Origin of the sequence: Burkholderia sp. A2, from assembly GCF_001729305.1 — a bacterium.
Taxonomy (GTDB): Bacteria; Pseudomonadota; Gammaproteobacteria; order Burkholderiales; family Burkholderiaceae; genus Burkholderia; species Burkholderia sola.
This window is the reverse complement of record NZ_LZXX01000098.1, coordinates 68,818-89,357: the sequence shown is the minus strand read 5'-3', so window position 1 is coordinate 89,357 and position 20,540 is coordinate 68,818. Positions and strand designations below refer to the sequence as shown.

Sequence of the window (20,540 nt, the reverse complement as noted above, 5' to 3'; positions counted from 1 at the left end):
TCACTGATCGAGACACCGCACGCACAGCCGCTTCGCCTGGCTCGCCGGCAAGCCGCGGCACATCATCACGACCGGGCGCGCATGGCACGACGGTGCGTCGGCGGAGGCGGCCGGCAACGGCAGCCTGCGCGCGCGATCGGGCGGCGTGGTCGCGGCCGCGTCCATGCGTCGCTGCCGCGCCGGCGGCGGCACGTCGCGCACGACCGGGATCGGCTCGATGCCGCCTTCGTGCGCGTTGCGCTGCGCGCTCGCGACGACGCGGCTCACGTAGCCGCTCGAGAAGCCGGTCGTGAAGTTGCCGCTGTAATAGCACGACAGCGCCGCGCGCAACGCGGCCTGCGTCGCGCGGCCGGTGCCCGACGAGCGCGCGAAGCATTCGGTCAGGATCGCGCCGCCGGCCCGCAGGTTGCGGCACGGCTCGAACATCGTCGCTTCATCGAGCCCGTATTTCGCGAAATTGCGTTCGTTCACCTGCGCGAGACCGACGCTGTAGCTGAAGCCGAGCGACGACAGTTCGCGCGCGGTCGCGCGCGCCTCGTCGAGCGAGGCGGGCTGGCGCGCCAGATGCCCGCCGACCACGCCGATCGCATACGGATTGAAGCCCGACTCGGTGCGCACGAGCGCGGCGAGCGTATCGGGGTCGACGTTCGGCGCGCACGCGCGTGCGAGTTGCGCGAAACCGGCGGCGGCGCCGGCTGCCTGCGCGACGCCGTGCGGCCCGCACGCGAGCGCGATCAGCGCGCACACGCACGCGGCGGCGGTTCGCAGGGCGCGTGCGCGCATCATCCGGCTCCGGCGACCCGATACGACAGCACGAGCCCGTGCACGAGCAGCGACCAGCCGTCGAGGGCGACGAACAGGAGCAGCTTGAACGGCACGGAGATCGTCGTCGGCGAGATCATCTGCATCCCGAGCGCCAGCAGGATGTTCGCGACCAGCAGATCGACGACGATGAACACGATGTAGATCACGAAGCCGATCTGGAATGCCTTCGTCAGCTCGGCGAGCGTGAAGCTCGGCACCAGCACGAGCAGGTCGTCGTCCTTGATGCCGTCCGCGCGGTTCTTCGGCCAGACCGACGTCGCGGTGCGCACGAAGAATTCGCGATCGCGCTGGCGCGTATGCGAGACGAGGAAATCCTTGATCGGCGGCAGCGCGGCATCGGCGAGCGCGCCGATGTCCGAGGTCGACAACTGTCCCGATGCATCGAAATGGCGCGCCTGCAACGCGTCGCGGATCGACATCCCGACGGGCGCCATGATGAACAGCGACAGGATCAGCGCGATGCCGTTCAGCACCAGGTTCGGCGGTACCTGCTGGATCCCGAGCGCGGAGCGCAGCAGGCCGAGCACGACCACCAGCTTCGTGTAGCTCGTCACCATCAGCGCCGCGAACGGCGCGATGCCGAGCGCGGCGATCACCGCGATCAGCGCGACCGGATTCGGCAGGTTGCCCATCTCAGCGCTCGCGCGGCGCGGGTTGCGTCAGCGTGACGACGCGTACGCCGAGCTTCTGGCCGACCGCGATCAGATGACCGGTGCCGATCAGCATCCCGTTCGCGACGAGATGGATCACGCTCTGGTTGATGCCCTGCTGCAGCTCGATCACGGCGCCCGGCTGCAGCGCGCTCAGTTCGCCGAGCGGCATCGACGTGGGCGGCAGCTCGAAGCGCAGGTCGACCGCGAGGCCGTCGAGCGAGCGCGGGGCGTCGGCGGGCGGCGCGTCGTGCGTCGTCGGCGGCGCGGAGTCGGTGCGGGTCGGTTCCAAAGGCATCTCCCTGATTCGTTCGACGGTCAGCCGGTTGCCCGACGGCCGTCCGGTGATCTCCCACGCCGGCGCGGCGGGCAGCCGCGCGACGCACAGCAGGTTCTGCTCGTGCGCCTGCCAGCGCTCGATCGCGATGATGTCGCCGCCGACGACGTCGGCCAGTTCGGCCGTCGTCAGCTCGGTGCGGCCGATCTCGAACACGAGCGGCACGGGCAGGCTCGCGTAGGCCGCGCGCGCGTCGGCGAGCGCGGCCGGCGCGGCCGCGAAGAATACGGCCAGCGCATCCGGCGCGTCGAACAGCAGCGCGCCGTGGCAGCGCCACGCGGCGTCGGCGCGCCGCAGCTCGAACCGCAGCGCGGCCGGCGAGGCGCGCCAGGCCGGCGCGCCGTCGGGCGGCGGCAGCAATTCCACGCGCTGCCGCGTCGCCGCCTGCAGCACGGCCGCGAGCGGCGCGGCGAGATCGGCGAGCAGCGCCGCGCGGATCACGGCCGGGACCGCCGGATTGGCCGCATCGCCGAGCCATTCGGTTTCCGCGATCGGGTCGATCCACAGCGTGCCGGCGGCCGGGCCGACGACGAAGCGGTACGCGTGCGCGTCGGCGGCCGGCTCGGCGTCGACGCGCCAGCGCACCTCGTACGCGTGCTCGCCGAGCGTGACCGGGACGGCGCCCGTCGCGCAGTACGCATGCGACAGCCCGCGCGCGGCGGCGGCGGACAGGCGCGGCAGGTAGGGCGACGCGTCGAGCGCGACCGCGGCCGGCGCGGCGGCGGGCGGCGGGGAAGCGGCGGGCATGGCCCGGTTCGCGGCGTCGCCGGCGTCGGCATTCGTCAGGAACAGCGCAGGCACGGCGGGATCGGGGCGGATTCGGCGTCGGTTCGACGGGTTGTTCTGGTGCCGGCGGCGCCGAGGGGCGCGCGGCTGCTGCGTCGATTGTAGGGACGGCGATGGCCGCGTGCCGCGCCGGAATCCGTAGTCGCGACCGTCGTGCGCAGACGACGGGAGCGGGGCGCTACGAAGCGCGACGAAGTGCGGAGGCGTGCGATGAAGCGGGCGGCGCGACGGCTGGCGGTCAAAGGCAACCGCCGCCCGGAGGCGGCGGTCGGGGCGCGACTGGCTGACGGGGCCGGACGGCGGACAGGCCGCATCCGGCTGACCGGCCGCGATGGGGCTGCGAATCCGCGCAGCGCGGTGGGGAGGCGTTGCCGGCGCGCCGCGAACGGGCGGCGCGCGGGTGCAGCGTTACGCGTAGTCGGCGGCCATCGCCGGCTGCGGCGCCGCGCGCACGATCGGCGCCGCGTCGTGGCGCTCGACGTGCGTCATCGCCGCACCGAACAGCACGAGGCGATAACCGACCGCGTAGATCGGGATGATGCGCAGGTTCTTGTCGTGTTCGAGCTGCAGCTTCGAACGGATCCGCGAGATATGGGTGTCGAGCGTGCGCGACGACACGCCGAGCTCGCGGCCCCACACGGCTTCCTGGATTGCCTGCCGCGGCACGACCTTGTTCATGTTGTCGAGCAGGAATTCGACGACGTCGAATTCGCGCGGGGTCACGTCAACGACCTTGTTGTCGATTTCGATCGTGCGGCGGACGAAGTTGATTTTTATGTTGTCGATGTACAGGTATTTGCAATCCATGGTGGCCCTCGCATGTCCGTAAAGGAGTGTTTGCGGGGTGCTGTGCTGCAACTTCCGGGCCAGGGGGAGGGCTGTGAGGCGGTGCGGGCAGGCGGCAATGGCGCGGACGGCGGGGAAGCGTTGAATTTAAAAGAATTTTTAACGGGGAACACCGGGCGGCCGATGAAACGGGCACGGCAATAGTGAAGGATTGTTACGTAGCATCGGGTGGCGACGTTACGGGCGTTACGTCTGACGTAACGTGGGAGGAGGTCCGGCCTTGGGGGGAGACCGGATGAGATTGAGGGTGGATAACGAACCCTACGTCGAACCCTGCATCGGCGGCCGAAAAACACCGGCCACGGCGCATACCTCGCGCCGCAGCCGGCGTCCCGACACATCACGCCTTCGCGCTCTCCGCCGAATCGAACGGCAGCACGTAATGCCGCTTGCCCGTCGCCGCGAAGATCGCGTTCGCCACGGCCGGCCCGATCGGCGCGACGCCCGGCTCGCCGACCCCGGTCGGCGCCTCGGCCGACGGCACGATATGCACCTCGACCTTCGGCATCTCGGCCATCCGCAGCACGTGATAGCCGTCGAAGTTGCGTTGCTCGACCTGGCCGTCCTTCAGCGTGATCGCGCTGTGCATCGCCGCGCCGAGCCCGAAACCGATGCCGCCCTCCATCTGCGCGGCGACGATGTCGGGATTGATCGCGATCCCGCAGTCGACCGCGCACACCACGCGCTCGACCTTCACCTTGCCGTCCGCATCGACCGACACCTCGGCCACCTGCGCGACATAGCTCTTGAACGCCTCGGCCACCGCGATCCCGCGCCCGCGGCCCTTCGGCAGCGGCTTGGCCGGATCCCAGCCGGCCTTTTGCGCGGCCAGCTCCAGCACCGCGCGCATGCGCGGCTCCTTCGCGAGCAGGTCGCGGCGGAACGCGTACGGGTCCTTGCCGGCCGCATGCGCGGCTTCGTCGATGAACGCCTCGACCGCATAGGCCGTGTGCGAGCTGCCGACCACGCGCCACCACAGCACCGGCAGGCCGACCTGGGTGGTGGTGAGTTCGACCGACACGTTCGGCACCGCGTACGGCAGGTTCGCCGCGCCCTCGACCGACGTCGCGTCGATTCCGTTCTTGACCATGAATGCCTCGAACGGCGTGCCGGCGAGGATCGACTGGCCGACGATCCGATGACGCCAGCCCACCAGCCGGCCGTCCGCGGTCAGGCCCGCGTCGAGCTTGTGGAAGTACATCGGCCGGTAGAAGCCGCCCTGGATGTCGTCCTCGCGGGTCCACTGCAGCTTGACCGGCTTGCCGTCCGCGCCGAGCGCCTTCGCGATCGACACGGCCTCGACCACGTAATCCGACCATGCGTTCGCGCGCCGGCCGAAGCTGCCGCCCGCATACAGCGTATGGATCCGCACCTGCTCCGGCTTCAGTCCGGCCGTCCTGGCCGCGTTGCCTTGGTCGACGGTCTGGAACTGGTCGCCGGCCCAGATCTCGCAGCTGTTCGGCGTCAGCTTGACGACCGCGTCGAGCGGCTCCATCGGCGCATGCGCGAGATACGGGAATTCGTACGTCGCGCTGATCTTGCGCGCCGCGCCGGCGATCGCCGCATCGGCATCGCCGTCCTTGCGCGCGGACGCGCCCGGCTTCTCGGCGAGTTGCCGGTATTCGCGCATCAGCGCGTCCGAGCTGCGTTTCTCCGCCTTCGTTTCGTCCCAGTCGATCTTCAGCGCGTCGCGGCCCTGTTTCGCGGCCCAGAAGCCCGTCGCGACGACCGCGACGCCGCCCGGCACCTGCACGACCGAGACGACGCCCGGCACGGCCTTCGCGGCCGTCGCGTCGAACGACTTCACCGTCGCGCCGAAGCGCGGCGGCCGCTGCAGCAGCGCGACGCGCATGCCGGGGAACGTCGTGTCGAGCGTGAAATGCGCGGTGCCGTTCGATTTCGACGATGCGTCGACGCGCGGAATCCTGTGCCCGATCAGCTTGAAATCGGCCGGCTGCTTCAGCGTGACCTTGTCCGGCACCGGCAGCTTCGACGCATCGGCGACGAGCGTGCCATACGCGGCCGTCTTGCCGCTCTTCGCGTGCGTGACGACGCCGTTGGCGGTGGTCAACTCGGCGGCCGGCACCTTCCAGCGGGCCGCCGCGGCCGACACGAGCATCGCGCGCGCCTTGCCGCCCGCTTCGCGCAGTTGCTGCCACGAGTTCGCCATGGCCGAGCTGCCGCCCGTGCCCTGCATCGTGCCGAACGCGAGGTTCGCGTAGCGCTTCGCATCGGCCGGCGCGCTTTCGACGCGCACGCTCGACCAGTCGGCATCGAGCTCCTCGGCGACGATCGTCGCGATGCCCGTATATGCGCCCTGGCCCATTTCGACGTGCTTCGCGATCACCGTGACGGCGCCGTCGGGCGTGATGCGCAGGAATGCGTTCGGCGCGAAATCGCCGGCCGGTGCGGTCGCGGCGAGCGCGCGGCGGCCGAGGCCGGCCCAGTCGAAGCCGATGGTCAGGCTGACGGCGGCAGCGGCGCCCGCGGCTTTCAGGAACGTGCGGCGCGACGGGCGCACCGCATCGGTGTGGTCGAGTTCGATCGTCATGGTCAGGCTCCCAGCGTCGCGGCCGCATCGTGGATCGCGGCCCGGATGCGGGCGTAGGTCGCACAGCGGCAGAGGTTGCCGTTCATCGCGGCGTCGATGTCCGCGTCGGTCGGCTTCGGGTTCTGTTCGAGCAACGCGGTGGCCGACATGATCTGGCCGGACTGGCAGTAGCCGCATTGCGGCACCTGCAGCTTGACCCATGCGGCCTGCACGGCCTTCGCGGGCTTGCTTTGCACGCCTTCGATCGTCGTGACGTGCTTGCCCGCGATGGCGGCGAGCGGCAGCACGCACGAGCGCACGGCCTGGCCTTCGAGATGGATCGTGCACGCGCCGCACTGCGCCATGCCGCAGCCGAACTTCGTGCCGGTCAGTCCCGCGTGTTCGCGAATCGCCCAGAGGACGGGCATCGACGGATCGGCGTCGAGCGTGACGTTCTTGCCGTTCAGGACAAACGAGGTAGGCATGTTGTGTGTCTCCGTGGGGAAAACCCGCCTTACGGACAGGTTAGCCGGGAGTGTGCGCGAGCAGCCGGTTTTTGCGTCTACCCAATCCTGCAAATTTATTGAACAATCCTGCAAATCCCCGGCACGCCGCAGGCCGTTTCGCTATGCTCGCGCGACACGGGAAATTATTCGAGGATGCGTCATGGACATGACCGATATCGTGGCGTCGCGCGAATCCGGGCGACGCGAACTGGCGTCGCTGATCGGCCGTTTCGCGCCGGCGGACGGCTCGCATTCGACGGCCGTGCCGGGCCTGATGCTGCATCGGCACACGCGGCCGGTCGATCTCGGCTGCGGCGTATCGCGCGCCGCGCTGGTCATCGCCGCGCAGGGCGCGAAGCGCGTGATCGTGGCCGGCCAGGCTTACGAATACGACACCCACAATTGCCTGATTACGTCGATCGACTTGCCGATCCTCTCGCGCGTGACGCGTGCGTCGGCGGACGAGCCGTACCTGTGCCTGTCGCTGACGCTCGATCCGCAGCGCATCGTCGAGCTGGCGGCCGAGATGCGGCTGCCCGAGCCCGACGCGGGCCCGGAAGGCGAGGGGATCGCGCTCGCGGAACTGACGCCGCCGCTGCTCGACGCGGCGCTGCGGCTGCTGCGGCTGCTCGATACGCCGGCCGACATCGCGGTCGTCGCGCCGCTGATCGAAAAGGAGGTGCTGTATCGGCTGATGACGAGCGGGCAGGGCACGCGGCTGCGGCACATGGCGATCGCGGGCAGCCAGACGCACCGGATCGCGCGCGCGATCGAATGGATCCGCGATCATTTCGCGGAGCCGATGCGCGTCGAATCGCTCGCGCAGGCGGTCAACATGAGCGTGTCGTCGCTGCACCATCATTTCAAGCACGTGACGACGCTGAGCCCGCTGCAGTACCAGAAGCAACTGCGGCTGCACGAGGCGCGGCGGTTGTTGCTGCGACAGGGCGGCGACGTCGGGTCGGTGGCGGCCGTCGTCGGCTACGAAAGCGCGTCGCAGTTCAGCCGCGAATACAGCCGGCTGTTCGGCGCGCCGCCGATGCGCGACGTCGTGCATCTGCGGAAGAAGGAGCTGCTCGGCTGACGGGCGGCCGGCCATCGATCGTCATTTCGCGACGGCGGCGCGTTGCGCTCGAGGATGTCGGCCGCGACGCGTGGCGGGCTCCGGTCTTGCGCAGTGCCGGGTCGCGCCACGGTTCGCGACTGAAATCGCCGCTCATCCGACGCATGCCTTCATCGATATCGAACGTTTGTGTCTCACGCGTGAGTCTCGGGGGGCAGGGAAGTACCCACGGAGATGGCTGGATCGATACGGTTCGATGCGACGAAACGCGCGATGAGTCAAGCTTTCACGAGATTGAAGACGTGAAAGCTGTTTTGAATCGAAATGTTTCAGTGATGAGAATCAAGCGGGTAACTGACTGAGGGTGTCTATTCGATGAATCGACCGTCGTCGCTTCGTGCGCGAAAGGTGAATCGAATGGGAATGAAAAAAATGAAGGTGCCCGTCTGTGTCGGAATCGGACGTTTTCATTTGTTCGGTTATTGCGCCCGAAACATACCGGATGGCACGATTTTTCGCCGCGTGATCGTGCGGGTATTTTCACGGATGAATCAAATTCCTTTTGCATTTCAGGGTGAACCCGTGTTTCGGCCGTATCGGCGGCCGTTCGGTGGGGCGCATCGAGCGACCGGCCCTCGTTCGTCGGGGTAATGGACGGCTGCTGGCATGCCGCGACACGCGGTTTGTCAGCGGAAACGCGCGAACCCCGAGCGGTGAGTCGAGATTCGCCTCTCAAGATTGAAACACCCGTTCGCACGGGTGTCCGTCAACGCCCGGCAAGCCGGATTCTTCCATCAAATCGCGGTATTGCGTCACGATCTTCAATGATCGCTTTAGGGCGCGCCCCGTTATCGCGATACATTCATGAAACAAAAAAACGCTGTTTCTGGAGAAATGATCAGGCCTGACGGCCGCACGCCGGATGCAATGCTCGGTGGAATATCGCATGGCATGGGGTTTGCGATATGGGACGTACCGGCGAGCGGTCGACACGATGCAACAACGATGTGGGGGCGACCCGTTCGTCACGAGCCTGTCGGGGAAATGGCGATGAACACTATAAGCAGTGGCATGACCTGCGCGTGGGTTGCGCACCAAAGGGGTAGTCGGAACGATCGGGGTAGCGCTTGCGGCGCAGTGCCAGCGTCGTCGGTAGCGCCTTGCCGATTTCCCGTCCTCCGCGCGCGCCGCATGCGGGCGCGGTCGTCGCTTCGCGCGGCAACCGGCCGACAGCGGTGCTCCACTTCATTCGGCATTCCCGGATGGGGCCTGCTGTTCGTGCCGGACAGCGTGGCGCCGATTCCTCTTCAACCGTGCAGCGCCGTTTCGATCGCGCCGGGCCGGTCCCTGCGCCGGCCGGACTAGATCGAACGCGCGTCGCCCGGGTTATCCGGAAGGCCTTGCTTCGTCAGCTCAGGGAGCAGACATGTCGTCTGGCTGCAATGCCGGCCCGTTATCGCCCGAATGAAGGGCACGTGTCGAGCGGGCGCTGCATTTTGCGGTAGTCAATACATTCGCCAATTTTCAATTCCGGAAACGGGCGCCAGTGCCGGCATTCGTTTTCTACGGGGTATTGAAAATCGCGAGCCGGAAAGATGTGCGCGTCATTTCGGTTAATGGAATCGAGGGTGTTTTTTAGACCGTCAGCAATGGTCGTAAAAATAATAGAAAACACCTACGCTTAAATTTTGGAAAATTTAAAAACATAAAACTAGACTTCGGCTGGCAAAAAAATAAAAAGCCGATTCGCGATAGGGCAATGATTTGTGAATTTAATAGTAATCCTTATTTTTGAGGATTGCTCGCGGCTGGAAGGTCGATGGCGTGCGATCTTCCGTGCTCATTCTCTCCACGCCGTTAGGAGTCCACCATGAAGAAGCTTCTGATTGCAGCAGCAGTTCTGGCGGTTTCGGGTGCAGCGTTTGCCGGCAGCGGCACGGTGTCGAGCAGCAACTCGTCGAGCGGCGGCCAGACGATGGCCGGGGTCACCGGGTTCGGTCATTTCTCCGCGACCGATTCCGGCTCGGCGCTTGGCGCAGCCGGCGCATTGGCCGGCGGCCCCGGCAGCGGCTCGATCTCGTATACGAGCCACACGCAAACGTCGACGGTCGGCGGCTTCGGCTTCGGCGGCTCACAAGCGGGCGGCAGCAGCGGCGCGAACGCGGGATCGACCGGCTGGACGTATCACCACTAAGCCGCGACGCGTAGCGTTCGTCATTGGCTGGCGGGTCGGATGCCGGGCCTTGCCCCGTGCGGGCAGGCCCGGCTCCGCCACCGTTCGAACTTCCTCACGGCAAGGAATTGCTATGAAAGCCAAAGTCATTTTAGCGACAGCGCTCGCCGTCATTTCGTCCGCTGCGTTGGCGGCCGGATCGTCCACGACCAACCAGACGCAATCCGTTGCGGCGGGTGTTTCCGGTTCGGTGCTGGTCGGCTCCGGCAGCTATACCAGCAATTCGACTTCGACGGCCGGCGCGAATGCAGGCAGTACCGTGACACCCGCCGGCTCTGCCGGCACGGCGTCCGCGTATCACAACTCGACTTCGACGGCCAGCGGTTCGGGCACGAACGGGGGCGCGTTCGCGGCAGGCGGCGGGATCGGCGCCGCGGGTTCGTTCGCCGGAAACGGCAGCACGAACGAGAACGCGAATGCGCTTTCGGGAGGGGTGACCGCCACGATCGTACTCGGCGCGAACCACTACACGGCCACGGGCGCGAACGACCACGGGATGGCCAACGCGGGGGCCGTGGGGTGGACGGGCGGCGGCGGGTCGGGCGCGATCGCGGGCTCGAATCACTACAACACATCGACCGTGTGGAGTACCGGTCCGGCCGGTTCGCCGTCCGCATCGGGCGGAAGCCAGGGCGACTCGAGCGCGACCGGGAGCAGTCGTTAGTCAGGGGTGGGGGGACCAGTTTCGCAGCGACGCTGGTCTCTTTTCCGCATTGTTGTCACGTAAGGAGTTGGCATGAAGCAGAACCTGATTGCCGCCGCTCTGATGCTCGCGTCTCTGACGGCGTATGGCGCCGACCGTGCTCCCGATGGTGTGCAATCGACTATGCAGACGTCAAACAACCCCGACCAGACAACCAAACCGTCAGAGCAACACACGCTTTCGTCGGGCAGTGCCATCGGCGGACCGGACACCCAGCAATGGCAGGGCATGTCGGCCGGCTCGTGGTCCCAGCTGGGCAGCGGCTGGAAGCAGTTCGGGGAAGCAGCGAAAACTGAAGGCATTCAGGGGAATTAGTACGGTTGCCTGGGTGGGAGGTCAAACCTCGTCCGGAGAGTGAAATGAACAGCAACAGGATCAAGGTGGCATGTGCGGCGATGTTCGCGATGACCACGATCGGTGCCCATGCGCAAACCGCCGATTCGACGTCGAGCGCGCAATCGTCGACGTCGTCGACCGCGATCAGCCAGGGCGGTGGGTCGAGCATGAATACGAACACCACGAGTTCGCGCGGCGGCAATGCCACCAGTTCCAGCGGCGTGCGCGGCAGCGGCAATTCGAGCGTGAACGTCAACGTGACGATGCCGTCCGGCACGGCCGGCGGCAACGTGACGCCGCAGAGCGTGAACTCGCTCCAGTCGTCCGGGGCGCCCGGCACCAACCCTTACAACACCCAGATCTCGGAAAACGTCAATTACTCGGGCACGCAGACGATCAAGACGAACCCGTCGATCCAGGCGCCCGGCCTCACGACCACGTTGTCCGATACCTGCATGGGCTCGGTGAGCGTCGGCGTGTCGTTTCCGGGGTTCGGCGCGACGGGCGGTACGACGCTGGTCGACCAGGCCTGCGTGCGGCGTCTCGATGCGCGTGAATTCCGTGCGATGGGCCTGACCGACGTGGCGCTCGCGCTGCTGTGCCAGAGCGACGCGAACCGGCGCGCGGTGGAAGCGACCGGACACCTGTGCCCGGGCACGAGCGCGCCGCTCGCGCGTTCGAACGTGGCGCCCAGCGTCGAAGCGACCGTCGCGGACGACATCAAGTATCGCGATCCGATCGTGCGCAACCGGATGGGCCTGCCGCCGCTTGGCTCGGCCGCGCCGGCGCCCGCACCGACGCGTCCGATCGAGACGGCTTCGATGCGCGCTGCGCCGGTTTCCGTGCCCGTGCCCGTGCCGGTTCCGGCGATGGCGCCTGTCGCCGCCGCTCCGGGCGTCGCGGCGCCGGCCGTGGCTGCAGTCGCGCCGACTGTCGCAGCGCCGACGGCTGCCGCTGCAGTCCCTGCGGCCGCCGCACCCGTCGCGCCTGTTGCGGCCGCCGCCGCGCCCGCGGCGTCGGTCGTTCCGGCGGCCGCGATGGCAGCCGTGCCGGCGGCGGCCGTCATCGCCGCGCCGGCTGTGGCCGACAACGCATCGCCAGCACCTGCCGCACCGGTGGTCGATACGAAGGCGCCGGAGCCCGCGCAGCCGATCGCCGACAACGTGCCCGAGCCTGTGCCTGCCGCTGCCGACAGAGCCCCGGAGCCTGCGCCGATCGTTGCTGACCAGGCCGCCGAACCTGCGCCGGCCGTTGCCGACAAAGCGCCCGAGCCTGCCCCGACCGTCGCCGGCAACGCATCGAAGCCGATGCCTGCCGCGACCGACGCTGCGCGGGCCGCAGGCGAGCCGGTGGCCGAACCGATGCCGGCGGCAGCCGTCGCCGCGGCGCCGGCAGCCGACACGAAGGCTGCAGCGCCCGCGCCGCAGGCAATCACCGAAGCGCGTGCACCGGAGGCCGCGCGGCCTGCGATCGCCGCGGCGTCCGCCGACATGCAGGCAGCCGACGCGACCGTGCCGGACGCGGTCGAAGCGGCTGGCACAGCGGCTGCACATGCGGCCGGCATGCGTGCATTGACCGATCCGCTGCAAGCATTGCCGCCGACCACGGTCGACCGGCAGGCCGCACCGGCTGCACCGGTCGCGCCGGCGCCGACCGTCATCTCGACGAGTACCTCGTCGTGAGCGTGCGGGCCGGTCTGCCGTACGACCGGCGCGCCGGTCGCGCGGCAGGCGTTCGGCCCGATGCCCGACCGTCTTTCCGGTTTGACGGGTGTTGTTCCGATCCCCGAGGTCAACACCTCTTTTTGCGTGACGAGGATGCAGGGAGGGCCTCAATCATGAGGATCTTTTGGGTCGCTTTGCTGCTGGCCAGCGTGCAAGCCGCTGCGCAGTCGGTTTTCCAGAATCCCGCGGTCTTCGTCATCCTGAACGAGCAGACCCTCGCGAACGCCGCGAGCGTCCAGCAGGCGCTATCGACGCTCGGCCGTCCCGACAACACGGCATGCGCGCCGATGATGATGATCGGCGACCCGCAGATGGTCTACATGATGCCGGAGGCGGGCCACGCGCCGTCGTGGCAATCGCCGGTGTACGGCCGCGGTGCGCCGTTCGACGCGCAGAGCGGGCCGAAGCCGATCGGCAGGACGGTCGGCGCGATGCAGCACACCGGGGACATGCAGACGCAACCGTGGAGCGACGGCAGCGCGATCACGCAGAAGATCGCGGGCGAGTCGAGCGTCACGGCGGCGGACCGGGTGAACGAATGGCGGCACACCGGGCTCGACAGGATCGAGACGGCCCGCGCGTCGGACGTGACGGTGAACGGCAAGACCTACCGCGCCTACCGCGACGATCTCAACGGCCAGGCGCAACCCGTCGTCGAGCCGCAGATCTACACGCAGCGCGTCGTGTTCTGCCGATGACGCATCGATTCGAGGACGGAGCGGCGTCGCGCCGCGGGACTGCGAGCCCGCGACGCGCGATCGGGAAACGGCTGCTCCGATACACAACCTTATGCGGCGAGGCGATCGTGAACCAGTGCTGTCAGCTCGGCATGTCAGGCCCGCAGGATGTCGAACGGCGGGTGAGCGCGCTGCCGTTCGTCGCGGTCCGGCACCCCCTCGTCGGGCCGTCGCGGCCGCTCGTCTACCTGTCGCGGCAACACGATGCCGCGCTCGTCGATGTGCTCGCGTCGCGCGGCTGGGACGTGAGGCGCGCCAGAACCGTGGCGGACGCGTTGAATCTCGTCAAGGCGAACCGTCCGCACGCGGGCATCGTCGATTTCGCCGGTTTCGTGGCGCCGGACGTCGCGTCGTTCGAGGCGCTGCTGCGCGACCCGCGCGTCGGCTGGGTCGCGCTCGCCGACGGCGAGCGGCTGCGCGACATCACGATCGCGCGCCTGATCCGCCGCTGCTGCTTCGACTATGTGCGCAATGCGGCGGCCTATACGACGATCGGCTATCTCGTCGGCCATGCATACGGGATGCTGACGCTCGCGGACGGCGATCCGGCCGCGGAAGCACCGCCGCCGGGCGGCGCGATGATCGGCGCGTGCGACGCGATGCGCCGGCTGTTCGCGACGATCCGCAAGGTCGCGAACACCGAGGCGAGCGTGTTCATCGCCGGCGAATCCGGCACCGGCAAGGAGCTGACGGCGGCGGCGATCCACCGGCAGTCGCAGCGTGCCGACGCTCCGTTCGTCGCCGTGAACTGCGCGGCCATCCCGACGACGCTGCTGCAATCCGAATTGTTCGGGCACGAGCGCGGCGCGTTTACCGGCGCGCACCAGCGCACGATCGGCCGCATCGAGGCCGCGCACGGCGGCACGCTGTTTCTCGACGAAATCGGCGACATGCCGTTCGAGAGCCAGGCGAGCCTGCTGCGGTTCCTGCAGGAGGGCAAGATCGAGCGGCTCGGCGGGTACGCGTCGATTCCGGTGGACGTGCGGATCGTGTCGGCGACCCACGTCGATCTCGAGGCCGCGATGCAGGCCGGGCGATTCCGCGCCGACCTGTACTACCGCCTGTGCGTGCTGCGTATCGACGAGCCGCCGCTGCGCATGCGCGGCCGCGACATCATGCTGCTCGCCGATGACGTGCTGCGGCGCTATCGCGGCGACGGCTCGTACCGGATTCGCGGCTTCACGCCGTGCGCGATCGCGGCGATCCACAACTATTCGTGGCCCGGCAACGTGCGCGAGCTGATCAACCGGATCCGCTTCGCGGTCGTGATGACGAACGGCCCGCTGATCTCGGCCGCCGATCTCGAGCTGCGCCCGTACACGTCGTTGCAGCCGCCGTCGCTCGCGCAGGCGCGCCGGCAGGCCGAGCGGAACGCGATCGAGGAAACGCTGCTGCGTCACCGCCACCAGCATGCGGACGCCGCGGCGGAGCTCGGCGTCTCGCGCGCGACGCTGTACCGTCTGATGAACACGCACGGGCTGCATGGCTGACACGCCGCGGCGCGCGAGCGCTCAAGACCTCGCGGCGGCAGCCGTTAAAACATCAAATGGCCCCGGCCGGCGCGCGCATCGATGGGCGCGCAACCGGCACGCGGCGCATCACGTTCATCCGAGGTCATCGTGGCAGAGTGCAGTCAGTGCGGCAGGACGTTCCTGGTCGGCGGGCAGTCGATCGACGGCCGCCGCTATTGCAGCCCGGCATGCGCACGGGCGCATCCGGTCGTCGTCGAGGCCGAACGGGTGCCCGACGCGAAGGTGCGGCAGTACGTCGACGACTGGCGCTACGGGCCCTGTCCGATCTGCCTGCGCGAAGGGCAGCCGGTCGACGTCCACGCGTCGCATCGCGTCGTGTCGCTCGTGTTCGTCACGCGCTGGGCGACGCGGCGCCACGTGTGCTGCCGCCGTTGCGGCCGCAGAAAGCAGGCGGTCGCGCTGCTCGCGTCGGCCACGCCCGGCTGGTGGGGGCTGCCGTGGGGCATCGTGCTGACGCCGATTCAGCTCGCGCGCAACCTGCTGGGCCTGGCCGCACGCGATCCCGAGGCCGCGACGCCGCAGTTCGAGGCGCTCGTGCGGCGCAAGCTGGCCGCCCGCCGGCTCGCCCGCGCGGAGCGGGGCGCCGGCGCCTGATCGCGCGCTTCGGCGCGCCGTGCGTGCTTGCCTGGGGCCCGTTCGCTCAGGGCCCCGTTACTAGCGTGAACAGGCCCTATGCCGGCCGGTCGAAGCCCGATGCGACCCAGCGTTCGGCACTGGCCTTGTTGAGCTTGAACCCGGCCGACACCTTCGCTTCGGCCAGCAGCTCGCCATACGGATCGAACGCCTTGAGCTGCGCATACGGCTCGAACTCGTCCGGCACGATGTCGAGCGTCACCGACACATCCTGCCCGGCTTCGTCCTGCACCGTCACTTCCTTGTGCAGCAGCGCGCGCCGCTGCTGCTCATGCCGCATCAGCACTTCGGTCGCGGTTTTCACGAGCGTGCGGAACGCGTTCGCGTCCATCGGCTTCGGGTTCTTCTTGTCGCGACCCATGGTCCACGGCCCGACGAGCGCGGGCTCGGACTCGCCGTCCTTGACCATCTCGACGGCCCAGCCGTCGTCGTCTTCGTTCTTGATGATGCGGGCGGTCCAGCCGTTGTCGCGCCAGAGGCCGTCTTCGTGGATGGAGGTGTCGTCGGATTGCAGGTCGGAATCGGTCATGAGGAAAGCGGGAGTACGGGCAAGCCGGCGAAGGGGCCGTGGCGCGCGGCCGGCATCGGCGCGTCGCTCGCCGCCGGCGGCCCGGGGTGGCATGCAAACGCCGGATTTTACCTGCTGGCCGGCCGTGCGGCGCGCAATACCGGCCATTGGGCCAATGTCGCGACGGTCGATCGGCGGCCGCCGGGGCGTCGAGCCGGTACAAATATCAAACGCGTATTACGTCTTCGGCGGCCAATTCGTACGCCGTCCGATATCGCGCGCGGGCAGACATTCATAGAATCGACATTCAGGCTAAAAATAGCCTGAATGTCCTTTCAACGCCCAACCGGTCGTGTGCGTTTCGCGTGGCGCGGCCGGTGAACCACCAGGAATTGCGCATGAGGAAATTCAATGTTCGCATCGTCGTCGCGTACGACTGGCCGTTGACGCTGGCCGGTATCGAACAGATCGCAGGCGGCGCCTGCGCGATCGAGCTCGCGGCGGTCTACCGGAGCGCGGCCGAACTGGTCGCGTCGCTCGGCGGCGTCGATTGTGACGTCGTGCTGGTCGACTATACGATTCGCGGCGACGAACAGATGGACGGCCTCGCGCTGTTCGACTGGCTGCGCCGCACGCGGCCGAACGTCGGGATCGTCGCGCTGGTCGCGAACGAGAATCCGCTGATCTTCCGGTCGATCCTCGCGGTCGGCGGCGTGAGCGTCGTCAGCAAGCTCGACGAGGTCGGCCATATCGTCACGGCGATCCATTCGAGCTACAGCGGCGCGACCTACCTGTCGCCGTCCGTGCGCCGCGCGGTCGATGCGCTCGGCACGCGCGGCGATGCGCCCGTGAAGCTGTCGGCGCGCGAGATCGAGGTGATTCGCCTGTATCTGTCGGGCGTGCCGATCAAGACGATCGCGCAGCGCCTGAGCAAGGGCAAGCAGACGGTCAGCGCGCAGAAGATCAGCGCGATGAAGAAGCTCGGCGCGAGCAACGACGTCGAGCTGATCCAGCGCGCGGCGGGGCTGGGGCTCGGGAGCGGAGAGGCCGCGCTGCGGGCGGGCAGCGCGGCGTGAGTGCGGGGCGGGCCTGCCGTCAGGCCGGCAGCGCGAACCGCGTCACCGCGTCGCGCAGCGCCTCGGCCTGATCGCGCAGCGAATGCGCGGCGGCCGCGGCCTGTTCGACGAGGGCCGCGTTCTGCTGCGTGACCTGATCCATCTCGCCGACCGCGCGGTTGACCTGCTCGATCCCGGCGCTCTGCTCGCGCGAGGCGTGGCTGATTTCGTCGAGGATCTCGTTCACGCGCCGCACCGACTGCACGATCTCGGCCATCGTCTCGCCCGCGTGCGTGACGAGCGTCGCGCCGTGCTGGACCGTCTCGTTCGACGACACGATCAGCGACTTGATCTCCTTGGCCGCCGTCGCCGAGCGTTGCGCGAGCGAGCGCACTTCGGCCGCGACGACCGCGAAGCCGCGGCCCTGTTCGCCTGCCCGCGCCGCTTCGACGGCCGCGTTCAGCGCGAGGATGTTGGTCTGGAACGCGATCCCGTCGATCACGCCGATGATGTCGCCGATCTTGTGCGAGCGGTCGGTGATCTCGTTCATCGTGCGCACGACGTCGTCGACCACTGCGCTGCCGCGCGTCGCGACCTGCGCGGCCTGGCCGGCGAGCGACGCGGCCTGCGCGGCGCTGTCCGCGTTCTGTTTCACGTTCGCGGTCATCTCGTCCATGCTCGACGCGGTCTGCACGAGCGCGGCCGCCTGTTCCTCGGTGCGCTGCGACAGGTCGGTGTTGCCGGACGCGATCTCGCTCGCGCCGACGTTGATGTTCTCGGTGCCCATCCGGACGCGCGACACCATGTCGATCAGCCCGCCCTGCATCGTGTGCAGCGCATGCAGCAGGCTGCCGCGATCGTCGTGCTTCACGGTCACGCGCGCGGTCAGGTCGCCCTGCGCGATGCGCTGCGCGGCGTCGAGCGCCGCTTCGAGCTCGCCGCCGAGGCTTGCGCGCACGCTTTTCAGCACCAGCACCATCACGGCTGTCGCGATCGCGCCGAGCACGGCCGTCATCGCGAGCCAGCGGCCGACGCTCGCGAGCACCGCCGAGCGCACGTCGTCCATGTACATGCCGGTCACCAGATACCAGTCCCACGGCGCGAAACGCTGCACGGCGCTGGTTTTGTCCTGCGGCTTGTCCGCGCCCGGCTTGGGCCACAGATATTCGACGAAGCCCTTGCCGCCTGCCGCGTTGCCGGCCTTCACGATCTCGACGAACAGGTGCTGGCCGTTCGGATCGGTGAAATTCGACACGTCCTTGCCGTTGAGCTCGGCCTTGATCGGATGCATCACGATCACCGGCTTCGAATCGTTGACCGACACGTAGCCGTCGGCGCCATGGCGCATTGCGGCGATCGCCTCGAGCGCCTTCTGCTTCGCATCGGCTTCCGGCAGCGCGTTCTGCTGCGACAGCTTGTAGTAGTGGTCGGTCACACTCGCGGCCTGCGCAACCAGCGACGCAAGCTGATCGCGGCGGTCCGCGATCATCGACGCGCGGGTCTGCCATGCGCCGAGCCCGGCGATCACGAGCAGGCCGAGCCACAGGATGACGATCATCGAGGCGAGTTTCTGATTCAGGGAGAGATTGCGCATGGTATGAGGTCGGTCAGTCGTGGAAGCTCGCCGGGGCGGCGTGACGGGATACATGTCTTGACGGCGCGCCATGCGCGTCGCCGTAGACGGGAAATCCCTTAGAAGATGCTGCGAAATTAATCGGACGCTGTCTTGCGTTTGTTCCAGCAAATCAAGCAGCACGCGACCGAGAGGAATGCCTCGTGCACGTGTGCGCACCGTTCGTAGCGAATCTTGAGGCGGCTGCGAAAAAGTTAACAAACCTAAGCCGTGATTTCGCAACAGCTTCTATGCGACGCGTTATAAGGCGTCGCGCCGGATCGGAAAACGAACCCCTCCGCGCCTTCACAGGCCGCGGGTGGGTGCGATACAGTGACCGGGATTCATATGGAGAATTCGAGTTGTGGCCGTAACTATCGACATTGGCTCAGGAAAGCGCGCTACGCTGTCCAGTGACAGCGGGGCAATTCGGTCTGCGGAACAGCGCGCGGCTGTCTCAGAATTAATGCTCCATTGGCCGAAGTATTCCGCATTGATGGCGGAGGCTGCCAGCTACCTTCGGGAACTGGGGCTTGCCGGGTCGTTGTCCGGCGATCCCGTCGCCGCGCTTAGGTCAGCGATAGAGGACGGCCGGGTTACCGTGTCGATCGATAGGCCCGTGGCAAGTGGGGGTGCTGGGGGCGGTGGCAGACCATCAACACCGCCTTTCCCAAAGGGCAGGAGGTTTCCCAGTGTGCCGGGGATGGCTGCGCTTCCAGTGGACAAGCCGATACCGTCTTGGGCCGTACCAAGCGATGTGTCAGCCGGTGAACTCATGAGTTACCTTCAAAGTGTCGCTGCCGGTACTGGCGGCGCACTAGCAGGCGGTACGCCTCAACTTGCGAACTCGTTTGGATGGGGGCACCGCTAGGTGATGCGAACGTGTTTGACTACGCTGATAGCCCTGTGAGCGGTGACATTCAAGAGCTAGCGGCAAGCACGACTAACCCGAACTTTGCGGCGAAAATGCTTGGTTACCAGCGCAAAATCTTCGGCAACATGATCCACCAAATGAAAGACGCGAATGATTTGGGAGGGGCCGATAACGTTCTCTGGCACGACAACGGAGACGTTGAATTCAAAGGTGTCGTGATCGACAACATGCACAACTACGGGGACTGAGCGGATCATGAAAAAACAGCAACTTGCACATGCATCATTCTCTATTTCAGGCGATCGCGTCGTCCCCAAATTTTGGACAGACTATTTCCGCGTCGTACCCGATACGGAGGTAACGAAAGGGGAGCGGGTAAACGATCCGACAGGACAGGGGCGCGTCATAACGCGTCGCACGAGTGTTTGGGCGGTTCGCAGTGACGGGGCTGTCCACAGTGATCAACTGGAACCCCATCTTCGCTATCTCATCAAGCATCTGTCGTTGCCGCGCCCGGACCTGCGCGGGCTTATCGACGGCGCGGGCGCTCGGGTCCGTCTCCGCTGCTATTGGGACAACGAGAGCGGTAAGCGCGTGCCGGACGTGCCGGACGATATCCGGGCTCTTGTCGAATCGCTCGGAGGCGAAGTCGAAATCGATGAATACCGATAGAGCGGATCAACGCACCACTGAGAAGTACATGGCATTGCATTGGAGGGTTGTTCAGTCAAGCGACGTACTATCCAACTGAGCGTGCTTGTTGTCGTATGTGCGGCGATTTTTTTTTGAAAATATCGATGGATAACAAAGATCATATAAAGGACACTTTCGATCTTGAGAGAGCTAGGGCGATCGACGCATTTTCGAACATTGAGAGCCAGCTTTGCTGGGTTATGGCTGACGCGGAAAAAATTGACCATCAGATTGCATTTGCCATTTTTTACTAAAATATTTCAATGAGTCCACGGATTGAAATCGTGATCGCCATTCTAGCGGCGTCCTGCGGAGATCAATTCAAGAAATTTTGGGATTAGGTGCGCAAGATCGTTG

19 protein-coding genes are annotated in these 20,540 nt (G+C 67.0%); 11 read left to right on the top strand and 8 right to left on the bottom strand.

Going from position 1 to position 20,540, the window contains the following annotated elements:
• From A9Z05_RS18400 to A9Z05_RS18375, 6 genes are all read right to left on the bottom strand, one after another.
• Positions 1-783 (bottom strand): lytic transglycosylase domain-containing protein, encoded by a 783-nt coding sequence (locus tag A9Z05_RS18400; RefSeq protein WP_069619383.1) that lies wholly within the window; start codon positions 781-783, stop codon positions 1-3.
• Positions 783-1,457, bottom strand: coding sequence for a type III secretion system export apparatus subunit SctR (gene sctR / locus A9Z05_RS18395; protein WP_006480865.1), 675 nt, complete (start codon positions 1,455-1,457; stop codon positions 783-785). The genes A9Z05_RS18400 and sctR overlap by 1 nt, the downstream gene beginning before the upstream one ends.
• Position 1,458: 1 nt before the next feature.
• A complete protein-coding gene (gene sctQ, locus A9Z05_RS18390) occupies positions 1,459-2,613 on the bottom strand; it encodes a type III secretion system cytoplasmic ring protein SctQ (RefSeq protein ID WP_069619382.1) in 1,155 nt (384 codons plus the stop codon).
• Positions 2,614-3,006: 393 nt separating this feature from the next.
• Complete coding sequence (locus A9Z05_RS18385) at positions 3,007-3,405, bottom strand: winged helix-turn-helix domain-containing protein (RefSeq protein ID WP_069619381.1); 399 nt, start codon at positions 3,403-3,405, stop codon at positions 3,007-3,009.
• Between the two features lie 379 nt (positions 3,406-3,784).
• Positions 3,785-5,995, bottom strand: a complete 2,211-nt coding sequence (locus tag A9Z05_RS18380; protein WP_069619380.1) for a xanthine dehydrogenase family protein molybdopterin-binding subunit — start codon at positions 5,993-5,995, stop codon at positions 3,785-3,787.
• Positions 5,996-5,997: 2 nt separating this feature from the next.
• A complete protein-coding gene (locus A9Z05_RS18375; RefSeq protein WP_069619379.1) occupies positions 5,998-6,459 on the bottom strand; it encodes a (2Fe-2S)-binding protein in 462 nt (153 codons plus the stop codon).
• 181 nt (positions 6,460-6,640) lie between these two features.
• Here A9Z05_RS18375 and A9Z05_RS18370 point away from each other — a divergent pair, with 181 nt between their 5' ends.
• The 8 genes from A9Z05_RS18370 (at position 6,641) to A9Z05_RS18335 (ending at position 15,402) form a co-directional block, all read left to right on the top strand.
• Complete coding sequence (locus tag A9Z05_RS18370; protein WP_069619378.1) at positions 6,641-7,564, top strand: AraC family transcriptional regulator; 924 nt, start codon at positions 6,641-6,643, stop codon at positions 7,562-7,564.
• Positions 7,565-9,413: 1,849 nt separating this feature from the next.
• On the top strand, positions 9,414-9,737 hold the full coding sequence (locus A9Z05_RS18365; protein WP_069619377.1) for a hypothetical protein: 324 nt from the start codon (positions 9,414-9,416) through the stop codon (positions 9,735-9,737).
• A 112-nt stretch (positions 9,738-9,849) separates the two neighbouring features.
• A complete protein-coding gene (locus A9Z05_RS18360) occupies positions 9,850-10,440 on the top strand; it encodes a hypothetical protein (protein WP_069619376.1) in 591 nt (196 codons plus the stop codon).
• Between the two features lie 72 nt (positions 10,441-10,512).
• Positions 10,513-10,794: a hypothetical protein gene (locus A9Z05_RS18355; RefSeq protein WP_069619375.1), complete on the top strand. Its 282-nt coding sequence runs from the start codon at positions 10,513-10,515 to the stop codon at positions 10,792-10,794.
• A gap of 44 nt (positions 10,795-10,838) precedes the next feature.
• Positions 10,839-12,497 carry a chemotaxis protein CheA gene (locus tag A9Z05_RS18350; protein WP_069619374.1) on the top strand — a complete coding sequence of 553 codons (1,659 nt, stop codon included), beginning with the start codon at positions 10,839-10,841 and terminating at the stop codon, positions 12,495-12,497.
• A 155-nt stretch (positions 12,498-12,652) separates the two neighbouring features.
• The gene (locus tag A9Z05_RS18345; protein WP_069619373.1) at positions 12,653-13,237 is read left to right on the top strand and encodes a hypothetical protein; all 585 of its coding nucleotides are present in this window, start codon (positions 12,653-12,655) and stop codon (positions 13,235-13,237) included.
• Positions 13,238-13,368: 131 nt separating this feature from the next.
• Positions 13,369-14,766, top strand: coding sequence for a sigma-54 dependent transcriptional regulator (locus A9Z05_RS18340; protein WP_069619398.1), 1,398 nt, complete (start codon positions 13,369-13,371; stop codon positions 14,764-14,766).
• Positions 14,767-14,895: 129 nt separating this feature from the next.
• On the top strand, positions 14,896-15,402 hold the full coding sequence (locus A9Z05_RS18335) for a hypothetical protein (protein ID WP_069619397.1): 507 nt from the start codon (positions 14,896-14,898) through the stop codon (positions 15,400-15,402).
• Between the two features lie 76 nt (positions 15,403-15,478).
• Here A9Z05_RS18335 and A9Z05_RS18330 read toward each other — a convergent pair whose 3' ends face one another.
• A complete protein-coding gene (locus tag A9Z05_RS18330; protein ID WP_069619372.1) occupies positions 15,479-15,970 on the bottom strand; it encodes a hypothetical protein in 492 nt (163 codons plus the stop codon).
• A gap of 377 nt (positions 15,971-16,347) precedes the next feature.
• On the opposite strand from A9Z05_RS18330, the gene A9Z05_RS18325 reads away from it, so the two are divergent.
• Complete coding sequence (locus A9Z05_RS18325) at positions 16,348-17,025, top strand: response regulator transcription factor (protein ID WP_069619371.1); 678 nt, start codon at positions 16,348-16,350, stop codon at positions 17,023-17,025.
• Between the two features lie 19 nt (positions 17,026-17,044).
• Here A9Z05_RS18325 and A9Z05_RS18320 read toward each other — a convergent pair whose 3' ends face one another.
• On the bottom strand, positions 17,045-18,598 hold the full coding sequence (locus A9Z05_RS18320; protein ID WP_069619370.1) for a methyl-accepting chemotaxis protein: 1,554 nt from the start codon (positions 18,596-18,598) through the stop codon (positions 17,045-17,047).
• A 900-nt stretch (positions 18,599-19,498) separates the two neighbouring features.
• On the opposite strand from A9Z05_RS18320, the gene A9Z05_RS38445 reads away from it, so the two are divergent.
• Positions 19,499-19,738, top strand: coding sequence for a hypothetical protein (locus A9Z05_RS38445; protein ID WP_084044320.1), 240 nt, complete (start codon positions 19,499-19,501; stop codon positions 19,736-19,738).
• Positions 19,739-19,745: 7 nt separating this feature from the next.
• Entirely contained in the window at positions 19,746-20,162 is a 417-nt protein-coding gene (locus A9Z05_RS34880; RefSeq protein WP_084044318.1) for a DUF4279 domain-containing protein, read from the top strand.
• Positions 20,163-20,540: the final 378 nt, after the last annotated feature.